General features: G+C 38.6%; 13 protein-coding genes. 7 read left to right on the top strand and 6 right to left on the bottom strand.

The window, feature by feature from the left end:
- The first annotated feature begins 63 nt into the window (after positions 1-63).
- On the top strand, positions 64-756 hold the full coding sequence (locus tag ACSHZO_RS04285; protein WP_298246070.1) for a zinc metallopeptidase: 693 nt from the start codon (positions 64-66) through the stop codon (positions 754-756).
- A gap of 54 nt (positions 757-810) precedes the next feature.
- Here ACSHZO_RS04285 and ACSHZO_RS04280 read toward each other — a convergent pair whose 3' ends face one another.
- Together ACSHZO_RS04280 and ACSHZO_RS04275 are read right to left on the bottom strand one after the other, a co-directional pair.
- On the bottom strand, positions 811-1,281 hold the full coding sequence (locus tag ACSHZO_RS04280; RefSeq protein WP_026914065.1) for an Lrp/AsnC family transcriptional regulator: 471 nt from the start codon (positions 1,279-1,281) through the stop codon (positions 811-813).
- Positions 1,282-1,331: 50 nt separating this feature from the next.
- Positions 1,332-2,705 carry a saccharopine dehydrogenase family protein gene (locus ACSHZO_RS04275; RefSeq protein WP_298246071.1) on the bottom strand — a complete coding sequence of 458 codons (1,374 nt, stop codon included), beginning with the start codon at positions 2,703-2,705 and terminating at the stop codon, positions 1,332-1,334.
- A 61-nt stretch (positions 2,706-2,766) separates the two neighbouring features.
- On the opposite strand from ACSHZO_RS04275, the gene ACSHZO_RS04270 reads away from it, so the two are divergent.
- Entirely contained in the window at positions 2,767-3,156 is a 390-nt protein-coding gene (locus ACSHZO_RS04270) for a DUF423 domain-containing protein (RefSeq protein ID WP_298246072.1), read from the top strand.
- A 78-nt stretch (positions 3,157-3,234) separates the two neighbouring features.
- Positions 3,235-4,833: a phosphoenolpyruvate carboxykinase (ATP) gene (gene pckA, locus ACSHZO_RS04265; RefSeq protein WP_298246073.1), complete on the top strand. Its 1,599-nt coding sequence runs from the start codon at positions 3,235-3,237 to the stop codon at positions 4,831-4,833.
- 79 nt (positions 4,834-4,912) lie between these two features.
- Here the strand turns inward: pckA and ACSHZO_RS04260 are convergent, their stop codons facing one another.
- Positions 4,913-5,659, bottom strand: coding sequence for a uroporphyrinogen-III synthase (locus tag ACSHZO_RS04260; protein ID WP_295180250.1), 747 nt, complete (start codon positions 5,657-5,659; stop codon positions 4,913-4,915).
- A gap of 22 nt (positions 5,660-5,681) precedes the next feature.
- Entirely contained in the window at positions 5,682-6,335 is a 654-nt protein-coding gene (locus tag ACSHZO_RS04255) for a DUF4271 domain-containing protein (protein ID WP_298246074.1), read from the bottom strand.
- A gap of 101 nt (positions 6,336-6,436) precedes the next feature.
- Between ACSHZO_RS04255 and ACSHZO_RS04250 the strand changes: the two genes are divergently transcribed.
- Genes ACSHZO_RS04250 through ACSHZO_RS04240 form a run of 3 tightly spaced genes read left to right on the top strand, consistent with a single transcriptional unit; the run spans position 6,437 to position 9,052 of the window.
- Entirely contained in the window at positions 6,437-7,168 is a 732-nt protein-coding gene (locus ACSHZO_RS04250; protein WP_298246075.1) for a polyprenol monophosphomannose synthase, read from the top strand.
- The gene (locus ACSHZO_RS04245; RefSeq protein ID WP_298246076.1) at positions 7,168-8,511 is read left to right on the top strand and encodes a dihydroorotase; all 1,344 of its coding nucleotides are present in this window, start codon (positions 7,168-7,170) and stop codon (positions 8,509-8,511) included. The genes ACSHZO_RS04250 and ACSHZO_RS04245 overlap by 1 nt, the downstream gene beginning before the upstream one ends.
- Complete coding sequence (locus ACSHZO_RS04240; RefSeq protein ID WP_298246077.1) at positions 8,501-9,052, top strand: DUF4296 domain-containing protein; 552 nt, start codon at positions 8,501-8,503, stop codon at positions 9,050-9,052. Before ACSHZO_RS04245 ends, ACSHZO_RS04240 begins: the two co-directional genes overlap by 11 nt.
- Here ACSHZO_RS04240 and ACSHZO_RS04235 read toward each other — a convergent pair.
- Positions 9,049-10,053 carry an NAD-dependent epimerase/dehydratase family protein gene (locus ACSHZO_RS04235; protein WP_298246078.1) on the bottom strand — a complete coding sequence of 335 codons (1,005 nt, stop codon included), beginning with the start codon at positions 10,051-10,053 and terminating at the stop codon, positions 9,049-9,051. The two genes, ACSHZO_RS04240 and ACSHZO_RS04235, sit on opposite strands and share 4 nt — an antisense overlap.
- Before the next feature lie 80 nt (positions 10,054-10,133).
- Between ACSHZO_RS04235 and tyrS the strand changes: the two genes are divergently transcribed.
- Positions 10,134-11,429 carry a tyrosine--tRNA ligase gene (tyrS, locus tag ACSHZO_RS04230; RefSeq protein ID WP_298246079.1) on the top strand — a complete coding sequence of 432 codons (1,296 nt, stop codon included), beginning with the start codon at positions 10,134-10,136 and terminating at the stop codon, positions 11,427-11,429.
- Positions 11,430-11,737: 308 nt separating this feature from the next.
- Here the strand turns inward: tyrS and ACSHZO_RS04225 are convergent, their stop codons facing one another.
- Positions 11,738-12,712, bottom strand: a complete 975-nt coding sequence (locus ACSHZO_RS04225; RefSeq protein WP_298246080.1) for an acyl transferase — start codon at positions 12,710-12,712, stop codon at positions 11,738-11,740.
- Positions 12,713-12,732: the final 20 nt, after the last annotated feature.

Below are 12,732 nucleotides of genomic sequence, written 5' to 3'. Positions count from 1 at the left end.
AATTCTGCTGGCGGGGTTTTTGATATATTTGTATCATTACTAAAACTTAAAATATTAGGACCTATGATGGGATATTATATAATTGCCGGGCTCATATTCTTAGTGAGCATGTTTGTGAGCAACAAACTAAAGAGCAAATTTAAGGAGTACTCCAAAGTGCACCTTCAAAATGGAATGAGCGGTAAGGAGATCGCTGAAAAAATGTTGCGGGACCACGGGATTAATGATGTAAAAGTGATTTCTACTCCAGGAATGCTTTCAGATCATTATAATCCGTCTAAGAAAACCGTGAATCTGAGTGAAGGAGTTTACTCTCAACGAAATGCTGCGGCAGCGGCAGTTGCTGCTCACGAATGCGGTCACGCAGTTCAACATGCGAAAGCTTACAGCTGGTTGCAAATGAGAAGTAAATTAGTTCCGTTGGTAAGTATCGCTTCCAAGTTTTCCCAATGGGCGATCTTTGGTGGACTTATATTAATGAGTATGGTGAGCGTAGGAGTAGGGCAAACAGTGCTACTTGTAGGGATCATTATGTTTGCAATGGGAACCTTGTTCAGTTTTATCACCTTGCCAGTAGAGTATGATGCCAGTAAAAGAGCTTTGGTATGGCTGGAAACTGAAAATATGCTGACTTCTGCGGAACATGATGCAGCAGAAGATTCGCTGAAATGGGCGGCTAGAACTTATGTGGTAGCTGCAGTAGGATCACTGGCTACGCTATTATATTTCGTTGGAATATTTATGGGTAGAGATTAATTTAAACTTCAGAATAATAGAAAAGGCTGTTAGAACACTAACAGCCTTTTTTCATTATATCTTGATCTGGCGGTCTATTTGTTGATTGAGACTTATAAAGGTTTCTGTACGGGAGACACCGTCTATCGCCTGTATGTTTTTATTAAGTACAACCATTAGATGTTCGTTATCACGACATAAGATCTTAAGAAAAATTGACCAGTTTCCCGTTGTGTAGTGACATTCGATAACCTCAGGAATTTCACTAAGTTGTTTCACGGCCTGTGGGTTACTTACGGCTTTATCCAGGTAAACCCCTACAAAAGCCATGGTTTTGTAACCTAGCAACCTGGCATCCAGCATCATTTTAGAGCCTTCGATCAAACCAGATTTTTCTAATTTTCTCAAACGCTGGTGTACAGCTGCGCCGGTAATACCAATATTCTTGGCGATCTCCAGGATCGGTTTTTTGGCATCTTTCATTAGATAGTTAAGAATGGTCTTGTCGATCCCATCTAGCTCAACACTATCGTTTACAATCTTCATAAGGATAATTTTTGGTCGTTAAGCTAAAATAGCAAAAATGCTTTTCAATTTTAATTACCTACTTCACCAAGTGGGTTGTATCCTAGATATTCTGTTTCTTTTTCTTTAAAAATGATATCATGAGCTTCAAGTTCTTTCAGAATAGGCTCATAGACCTCCTTGCGAATTGGTAATTGAACACCTGGAGTTTTTATTTCTCCGTTGAGGATCATCAATGCTGAAATGGCTACTGGTAATCCCACGGTCTTAGACATGGCTGTTTTGGACTGATCCTCTCCAATATGAACCATCGTAGAATCAATTTGCTTCTTTTCGCCATCTAGCTCGTAACCAAATTTATGGTACATAACGATCATATCCTTGTCATCTTCAGCCAGCGTCCATTTATCCATCAAAATCTTTTGAAGCGCTTGCGCCGGAGTAGCATTTTTGATGCCGATCTTTTTTTCTGAATTAAATAGATCAAGTTCTATAAGCTTGTCCCACATAATATCATCCTGATCGATTTTAAGACTATGTCTGGTTTTAAGTTCTACGGAATCACTTGGGGAATACGGAAGAAAAGAATTGATGAAATCGCGGTAGCTCATTTCTTCTGAATTAGTCATTTCGAAACTATCATCGGTCATTCCAAGTTGCACGAACATATTCCATGCTCTACTGAAGCCTACTTTTCTTATAGTCCCTCTATATAAGGTAAGTGCATTTTCGAGTCCGTAGACGCTCTGATATTTAAGAGAATTCCTGTTGGCATAACCTTCAAATTTTCCGTAGCCTTCTACTTCCAAAAATTCAGTCCTTCTAAATAGTCTATGGTATGGAATATACTTGTACTTCCCCTCCTGGATAAATTCAGCAACACCACCCTGCCCGGCAACAACTACGTTTCTGGGATTCCAGGTAAATTTATAGTTCCATAGATTGTTATCACTTTCCGGAGCAACAAGTCCGCCGGTAAATGATTCAAAAAGTAAGATCTTTCCACCTTTGTCTCTTATTCTGTCGATTACCTGCATGGCGCTCATATGGTCAATTCCCGGATCCACGCCAATCTCATTCATGAAAACAAGGTTTTTTTTCTTAACCTCTTCATCCAGAGCACGCATCTCATCACTTATATAGGAAGCCGTTACCATATGCTTGTTATACTTCACGCAATCATGGGCGACCTCAATATGGAATCTTGCCGGCAACATGGAAATCACCAGATCTGCCTGCTGAATTGCCGGTTCCCTGCTTTCCTTGTTGAAAACATCCAGTTCGATGGCTTCGCAATGTTTGCGATCCCGGCAGGCATTTTTGGCATTTTCGAGTTCCTTGTCGCCGATTTTTAATTTTAGATTTTGCTCTACCGCCCGGTCGAGCAGGTAGTCTATAAGTGCAGCGGTGGATTTTCCTGCACCTACGATTAATATTTCTCGCATAAATTAAGTTAGTTTTGTGTAGTGCAAACGAATGTATTAAAAAGCTGACTCATATAAAACTATGCAGACAAACAGGAAATTTTTAGTAACCGCAGCCATTTTTGGATTGATCGCCGTGATTCTTGGAGCTTTTGCAGCACATGGTTTGAAAGAAACACTTTCTGAAGCTTCTTTAAATAGTTTTGAAACTGGGGTTAGATTCCAGATGTATCATGCCTTTCTAATGTTGATCCTCGGGATCATTATTACTGAAAAAGATAGCAAACTGTTGTTTTATCTTTTCCTATTCGGCACCCTATTATTTTCCGGATCTATCTATTTACTATCTACATCGGCAGTTACAGGAGTAGACTTTTCAGCAATAGCATTAGTTACCCCAATTGGAGGAGGACTTTTAATTGTTGGCTGGTTCTTATTAGTCCTGAAATTCATAAAGTTAAAAAACAAATAAATTAATTAACGATATCGTTATATCTGCATAAGATTTTTACTTTTGTACGCCTAAACAAACAACAGAATTGATTTTTTTATGGTCGATAACACCCAAATTACGAAAACGATTTCGTTAGAGGATTACGGGATCAAAAATGCCAGAGTACATTATCAACTATCTCCAGAGGAACTTCAGAAGAAAACTATCGCACTAGGACAGGGAGTAGAGAGCTCATTTGGAGCGCTTGCTGTTAACACTGGTGAGTTTACAGGAAGATCTCCAAAGGACAGATTCATTGTAAAAGATGAGATCACAGAAGATAAAGTATGGTGGGGAGATATTAACATCCCGTTTGATCCGGAAAAATTTGATTCTCTTTATAATAAGGTAACAAATTACCTTGGAGATAAAGAGATCTTTGCTCGCGATGCCTACGCTTGTGCAGACGATAACTATCGTTTAAACATTAGGGTGATTAATGAGTATCCATGGTCAAACCAGTTTGCTTTCAATATGTTCCTGAGAGTAAATGATTCAGAACTTGAAAGCTTTAAGGAAGACTGGCTAGTGGTAAATGCGCCTGGATTTAAAGCAGATCCTTCTGTAGATGGAACCAGACAGGAAAATTTTGCCATTCTTAATTTTAAGAAAAAGATCGCGCTAATTGGAGGAACCGGTTATACAGGGGAGATCAAAAAAGGTATCTTCTCAGCGCTTAACTTTGTATTACCTGTTTACAACAATACACTACCAATGCACTGTTCTGCAAATGTAGGAGAAGATGGCGATACCGCTATATTCTTCGGACTTTCTGGAACAGGGAAGACAACACTTTCAGCCGATCCGGAAAGAAAACTCATTGGGGATGATGAGCATGGGTGGACAAAGGAGAACACTATTTTTAATTTTGAAGGTGGATGTTATGCAAAAGTGATCAACCTTTCCGAAGAAAATGAACCAGATATTTACCATGCGATCAAACCTGGTGCTATTCTGGAAAATGTAATGCTTAATGACAACGGCGATGTAGATTTTAGCGATACTTCGATCACCCAGAATACGCGGGTAAGCTATCCTATATATCATATTGATAATATACAGGAACCTTCTATTGGAGAGAATCCTAAGAATATATTTTTCCTAACTGCAGATGCTTTTGGGGTATTGCCTCCAATTAGCAAGCTTACACCAGGACAGGCAGCATATCATTTTATAAGCGGATACACTGCAAAGGTTGCTGGTACTGAAGCGGGTGTAAACGAGCCTGTACCAAGTTTTTCTGCTTGCTTTGGCGCACCATTCATGCCTTTACATCCTACGAAATATGCAGAAATGCTAAGTCGTAAGATGAAGGATGCAGGAGTTAACGTATGGCTGGTAAATACGGGCTGGACCGGTGGGCCTTATGGCGTGGGAAATCGAATGAAATTGAAGTATACTCGTGAAATGATAAGTTCTGCACTTGAAGGCAAACTTGACGGAGTAGAATTTGAAAATCACCAGATCTTTGGATTGAGTATGCCTAAAACCTGTGAAGGGGTGCCGGCAGAAGTCTTAAATCCAAAAAATACATGGGCAGACAAAGAGGCTTATGATAAAAAAGCAAAAGAGCTTTCAACTTTCTTTAAGCAGAATTTCTCCAAGTTCGAGGAATATGCAAATGAAGAAATTATGAAGGGAGCTCCTGTAGATTAGTTTTAAATTGTTAGTTGAAATCAAAAAATCCGGTCGCAAGACCGGATTTTTTATTTATTGTATTGAAGTAAAAGCAAATTTACTTCTTATTCACTTCGCTGATGTATTTGCTAATTGCCATGGTCATACTCGGAGTTTCCGGAGTAGGAGCTTTGATATCTGCTGTTAAACCGTGTTCCTTGGCTGCCTTAATAGTCGTATTTCCAAATACAGCAATACGTGTATTATTCTGCTTAAAGTCTGGGAAGTTTTCAAAAAGAGATTTAATTCCACTAGGACTGAAGAATACAAGAATATCATAAGTTACATCTTTCAAGTCTGAAAGGTCACTCACCACAGTTCGGTAAAAAACTGCTTTTTTCCATTCTACCCCAAGTTTGTTTAATGTCTTAGGAACATCTGGCTTCAGCATATCTGAAGAAGGAAGTAAGAACTTTTCGTTCTTATATTTTTTAATTAGCGGAGCAAGCTCTGCGAACGTTCTTTTACCTACGTAGATCTTACGTTTACGATAGACTACATATTTCTGCAGGTAATAAGCAACGGCTTCACTGAGACAGAAGTATTTTAAGGAGTCCGGCACCTTGAATCTCATTTCCTCGGCAATCCTGAAAAAGTGATCTACAGCATTACGGCTGGTTAAAATGATCGCGGTGTAGTTGGCAAGATCAATTTTTTGTTGTCTAACTTCCTTACTGGGAACGCCTTCAACATGAATAAAGGGGATGAAATCAATTTTAACTTTCTGTTTTTCTTCCAGCTCAAAATAAGGAGAATTTTCTACCTTAGGTTCGGGCTGGGAAACCAAAATTGTTTTCACTTTCATATGCAATTCTTTAAAGTTCCTTTTAGATCGTAATTAACTTGTACAAAATAATATAAGGGGCGATTTCGAGAGCGCAAATGTACAAAATAAAATAGAACCAATTAACGCTAAGCGCACTTTGATTTCTTCTATAGATCATAAACATAGAAAATGCATTTGCAAGTACCGCCGTAACCGCGATGATACTAAGGCTGAGGCCAGTAACTTCCATGCTGTAAACCAGGAAAAGGCAGGCGAAAAGAAGAAAGATTGATATGAAATTGCGATAGCTTAATTTTTGAAAAATATAATAATCTATTCGCTCGTCGATGTCGAAAATATTACCAATGATCTTTTCAACTCCCGCTTTCAATAAAATAAGACAGGTATAACCTGTTAGAATACGAATGAACAACACGATTGAATGAAGATCTGTTTCAAAAAAGTACCTGTAACCCAGAAAGATAAATAAAGAAACTGCGATGGCCTGTACAGAGAATAATATAATGTTAAAACCATGAAAAGCCTTATTCTCCTTTCCTTTAAAGGCTATAAATTTACCAGAGTTGAGAAGCGATATAAATTCTTCAAAACGTTGTGGAAAGGCAACACGGGCTAATACCAGCAAACCAAAGCATAGAAGGAAAGTGATCGTGATCCAATCCTGATATTCACTTAATCTTGCCGTCGCCTGCATTTAATTTTTTTTACAAATGTAAAATTTTGACCCTATTTGCAGATGCTTTCCATGAAGATTTGAAGTTTTAATTTGCATACATTTGCGCAAAAGTTTTAGGAATGGGAAATGGGATAATTATTATACCCACCTTTAATGAAATAGAGAACATCGAGCGCATTGTGAGGAACGTTTTTTCACAAAGACGCAAGTTTCACGTTCTCGTTGTGGATGATAATTCTCCAGACGGTACAGCAACCAGGGTTCGCACTTTGATGGCTGAATTTCCTGAAACATTGTTCCTTGAAGAAAGATTAGGTAAGCAGGGACTAGGAACTGCTTACATTCACGGATTTAAGTGGGCTTTGAAGAGAGATTACGATTTCATCTTTGAAATGGATGCAGATTTCTCGCATAATCCCAACGATCTTATAAGACTTTACAATGCCTGTAAGAGAGATGGAGCCGATGTCGCCATTGGTTCGCGCTATATTACCGGTGTTAATGTCATCAATTGGCCAATGAATCGTGTACTTATGTCCTGGTTAGCATCGAGGTATGTACGCTTTATCACTGGTATGGATATACAGGATACAACGGCCGGCTATGTTTGTTATAAAAGTGAAGTTCTAAGAGCAATAAACCTGGATCGCATACAGTTTGTAGGTTATGCTTTCCAGATAGAAATGAAATTCAAATCCCATTTAAAAGGATTTAAGATTATAGAGGTTCCGGTGATCTTTACAGATAGAACCCGAGGAACATCAAAAATGAGCGGCTCCATTATTTCTGAAGCCGTTTTTGGGGTAATAAAAATGAAGCTGAAAAGTCTGTTTAACAGGAAAAAATTCTGATGAAAAAGGTTTTAATCAAGAACGCTAAGATTGTAAACGAGAATAAGATCACTGAAGGGGATGTGTTCATCGAGAATGGAATCATCGTTGAAATTGCAGAAAGTATAAGTGCAAAATCACCAGATGTAATTATCTATGATGCTGAAGGCACCTATTTGATACCTGGACTAATTGATGACCAGGTACATTTCAGAGAGCCAGGTCTTACTCATAAAGAAAATATAGAAACGGGTTCTAAGGCTGCCGTAGCCGGTGGTATTACTACCTTTATAGAAATGCCGAATACCTTACCGCAGGCCACCACAGAAGAGTTGCTGGAAGATAAATTCAAAATTGCTGAGGAAACTTCTTATGCGAATTTTTCCTTTATGTTTGGCGGTACGAATGATAATCTTGCGGAGATCGAAAAAATCGATCCTAAGAAAGTTGCTGCTTTAAAACTTTTTCTGGGCTCTTCTACAGGAAACATGCTAGTGGATAATGAAAAGGTATTGGAACAGATCTTCAAAAAATCTCCTGTACTTATTGCAGTACATTGTGAAGATGAGCAAACCATTCAGAAAAACCTGGAAGAAGCCAAGGCAAAATTTGGTGATGATATTCCTATTGAAATGCATCCGAAAATTAGAAGTGAAGAAGCTTGTTACAAGTCATCTTCCAAAGCTGTGGCTCTTGCGAAAAAAACCGGCGCTAGATTACACGTCTTCCATGTGTCTACGGCCAAGGAATTATCTCTATTTAATAGCAAGAAGCAATTAAAGGATAAAAAGATAACGGCTGAGGTTTGTATACATCATTTATGGTTTAACGACCAGGATTATGCAACTAAAGGAGCATTGATCAAATGGAACCCTGCAGTAAAAACCAAAAAGGATCAGGAAGCTTTGTTACAGGGGCTTCTGGATAATCATCTGGATGTACTTGCAACAGATCATGCTCCTCATACTAAAGAAGAAAAGAAGAACGTATACACCAAAGCTCCAAGTGGCGGACCATTAGTTCAACATGCTTTACCTGCTTTACTCCAAATGCACCATCAGGGGAAAATATCTCTTGAGAAGATCGTGGAAAAAGCCTGTCATAACCCGGCAATTCTTTTTCAAATTGAAAAAAGAGGTTTTATTCGTGAAGGATACAAGGCAGATCTTGTTCTTGTAGATCTTAACTCACCATGGGCTGTACAACCAGATAATATCTATTCGAAATGCCAGTGGTCTCCATTTGAAGGAACAACCTTTAAATCGCGTATCACTCATACTTTCGTGAACGGTAACCTGGTTTATAAGAACTTCAAACATCAACCATTTACGAAAGTCGCTGAAAGACTAACATTTGATCGCTAAAAAGCCCTACATATTATTACTTGCACTGTCCATCTTTCTGATTGCCTGTCAGGATCTGGATAAGACTGAGAAGCCAGACAATCTCATTCCGGAAGGGAAGATGGTAGATGTGCTTACCGAGTTATCATTGGTTCACGCAGCAAAGAATTATAATAAATTCAAGCTTGAACAAACTGGGATACAACCAGACAAGTTCGTGTTTGAAAAATATGATATTGACAGTCTTCAATTTGAACAAAGCAGTAATTATTACTCAGATCAATACGTGATCTATGAGCGGATCTACGATTCTGTGAGAGGTCGAATTAAAATATTGAAATCAAAATACGATGCTTTGCGGGAAGTGGAGATCAAAAGGGAAGATAGCCTTAAGCGCTTGCAGAAAGATTCTTTGCAGATGATGGATTCTATCATGGCCATTCCAAGATTAAGGGATTCTGTACAACGTAGCAGGCTGAAATTAAAAGTTGACAGTAAAAGAAAAGAAGATAAGCGGGATAGTTTGATTGCTCCCGTGAGCATGGAGGAGGACCGGAACTAGTTCTTGTAATTACCGGCAGTTCGTTTAACAACACTTTCCATAGGCTCGAATTGATAATTCATTTCCTGCGTGATCTTGGAGTTATCGTAAAAGCTTTCTTCATGCAGACTATTGATAGTTTCATAAGTGATAGATCTTTTTCTTCCGAAAATACTTCCAGTCTTTTGAAAGAACCATCCTGATGCGATCATCCATTTCTGAAGTTTTCTCTTAGGTTTCTTCCTTTTCAATGCTTCTGCAGTCCATTCAAAAACTTGCTTAAATGAAATATTTTCTGAAACCAGAACATATTGTTCATTCCCCTTTTCAGAATTCATTAGAATAATCATGGATTTCACAACATCCTGCACTCCTACAAATCCGGTAACTTTTGGAAAGTAATAGGATAAACCGGAATCTATCTTTTTAAAGATTTTGCCAGATCCCGAATTCCAGAAACCAGGACCAATGATCACACCTGGATTCACAATAATGGCATTTATACCTTCTTGTGTTCCACGCCATACTTCGATCTCTGCTCCATATTTGGAAATAGCATAATCGTTGTGCTTTCCTTCCGGATTCCATTTACCGGTTTCATCTATTTTGTCTGCATTCGTAATGTTGCCTAAAGCTGCGATACTACTAACAAAACATAATTTGTGCACTTTACAGGAAATGCAAAGGTTAACGATATTTGCCGTGCCTTCAATATTAACCTTTCGTAATTCCTGCTCATCTGCAGGATCAAAAGATACCAGGGCTGCCGAGTGATATACTTGCTGAATGTCTACAAATGCTTCGGTAAGTTGTGGAATATTATTAAGATCTGCTGCTTTCCATTCAATTTGATGAAATAGTTTATGTGCTTCTTCAGCTTCAGAATAAAAAGAAAATACTTCGAGAACCTTATTCAGATCACTGTTGTCACGATGAATAGCACGAATTTCTTCACCATTACGCGCCAGTTCATATAGTAAATGAGCGCCTACCAATCCCGTACCACCAGTAACAAGTATCATAGGGTAAATATAGTTATTGCACTTAGGAAAAATAAGAGTAAATGGTATCTTTACGGCTATTTTACCTGAATTAGCATATTATGGAGAAGAATTTCGTAAAAGAACTTACCTGGAGAGGGATGTTGCACGACACCATGCCTGGAACCGAGGAACATTTAATGGAAGAAATGCGCGCGGCTTACGTCGGGATAGATCCAACGGCAGATTCGCTGCATATTGGTCACCTTGTGGGAGTCATGATGTTACGCCATTTTCAACTTGCGGGGCATAAGCCTTATGCGTTGGTTGGCGGTGCTACCGGAATGATTGGGGATCCATCGGGGAAGTCGGCTGAACGTAATTTGCTGGATGAACAAACCTTACGTCACAACCAGAATTCGCTTAAAGAACAACTTTCAAGATTTCTTGATTTTGATTCTGAACATGATAATGCTGCAGTTCTGGTAAACAATTATGACTGGATGAAAGACTTTTCTTTCCTCGAATTTATAAGGGATGTAGGGAAGCATATCACCGTAAACTATATGATGTCCAAAGATTCAGTGAAGAAAAGATTGTCTTCTGAATCTTCTGTAGGAATGTCTTTTACTGAATTTACCTACCAGCTGGTACAGGGTTATGATTTCCTGCATTTATACAGAGAACATAACTGTACGCTGCAAATGGGTGGAAGTGATCAATGGGGGAATATCACTACGGGAACGGAACTTATTCGGCGAATTGGAGATGGAAAAGGTTATGCTTTGACCTGTCCTTTGATCACAAAGGCTGATGGAACTAAATTCGGGAAGACAGAAGGTGGAAACATCTGGTTGGATAAAGAGAGAACTTCTCCTTATAAATTTTACCAGTACTGGTTGAATACCAGTGATGAAGATGCTGAAAAATATATCAAGATCTTCACATTCTTATCCAAGGAGGAGATCGATTCTTTAATTGCTGAACATAAGGAAGCGCCACACAAACGTGAGCTACAGAAGGAACTTGGAAAACAGGTGACAACTATGGTACATTCAGAAGAAGATTATAATAATGCACTTGCTGCTTCTGAGGTTCTCTTCGGAAAAAGTACGGCAGCCGACTTCAGGAAGCTTGATGAAGCAACCTTTCTGGATATCTTCGAAGGCGTGCCGCAAGCTGATATCGCAATGCCTGAAATTGAGAACGGACTCGACATGATCGCTGCGCTTGCTGCTCAAACCAATTTTCTGAAGTCGAATGGAGAAGCCAGGCGGGCACTAAAAGAAAATTCGGTAGCAGTGAACAAGGAGAAAGTAAAGGAAGATTATACGATCACTAAAGATGATCTTATTAATAACAAGTATGTTATCTTAAATAAAGGAAAGAAGAATACCTATATCATTAGAGCGATTTAAAACTTTAAAATGCCCGACTTCGTACATAGAAGTATATGGGTAATTTCAAGGAAGAAGATATAATAAGGACGATCATTTTCATAATTTCAATGGGAATGATCGTTTTTTTGGCATTCTACAGCTAATAAATTTTAGAAAGTTAAAATACAAAAGCCTTCAGGAGAGATCCTGAAGGCTTTGTAACTAACTAACCAATCTAATATGAAAATTCACTTAGCGCTAAATGAAGATATGAACCTTCTCCATCTTACAACTATTGAGTCGCGCTCAACTTCAGTAAATTACAGCTGGAAAAGTTAAAATTTCGATTATAGAACTAGAAGGTTGCAACCTCTAATATCGCTATTGTCAAAACGCCCCATGATCTCTATCTGTTCGCCTGAAATCTTTCCAAGATCCTGGGTGGCAATAAATGAACAGGAGTTCAAATTAGCCAGATCTATTACATTAATACCACCGGTTTTACCATCCTGTACGTACGTAAGTGCATCTTCCGGATCCCGTACAAGTATATTCATCCAGTTGGGAGTTTCAAAAACGCCATTCCCACTAGAGTACGCCTGAGATAAAAGTTCAGTCATTCCATATTCACTATGGATATGATCAACCCCAAAACCGGACCTTAGGATTTGATGCAGTTCTTCGCGAATCATTTCTTTGCGCCTGCCTTTCATTCCTCCGGTTTCCATTACGATGGTATGCTGTAGATCAAAAGTTTCATTTTCTACAAGGTCTAGTAGTGCAAAAGAAACACCAATCAGAAATACTTTCTTTCCAGCCTGGTCCAGCTTTTTTAATTTTTCAGAAAGATCTTCCAGGTTATTGAGATAAAATCCGCTATCAGGCTTATTTGATCGTTTGATGAGCGCGTCTGCCATATAGATAAGAGAACTTCCCGTGCGTTCCAGATAACTTGGTAGAAGAGCCAGAAAAGTGTAATCCTCTAGAGAACCATAGAAAGCTTCAAATGCTTTCAAAAAACTCTCTTCATAGATGCGAAGATCGGCAACATGATGCTTGCTGGTAGCAGCTCCGGTAGTTCCGCTACTGGTAAAAGTGATCTCTGCTTTCTGTTCTTCAGTAATGATGTTTTCTTTCTTGAAAAATTCTATTGGTAGAAACGGAATCTCCCTGATAGATAAAACGTTTTCAGGTGATTTCTTCAAAAGTTTACAGAATTTCTGATAAACAGGATTATGCTGATACTGATATTGGTAAACTTCAAGGCTTAGCTTTTCAAATTCTTCCGAAGAGGAAATATTGAAGATTTTATTTTTCAGCATAAAGAAACATTGGAGCTTCA

The organism is Christiangramia sp. 3-2217-3z (assembly GCF_051195275.1).
GTDB classification, from domain to species: domain Bacteria; phylum Bacteroidota; class Bacteroidia; order Flavobacteriales; family Flavobacteriaceae; genus Christiangramia; species Christiangramia marina.
This window is presented reverse-complemented; position numbering and strand designations above follow the sequence as displayed.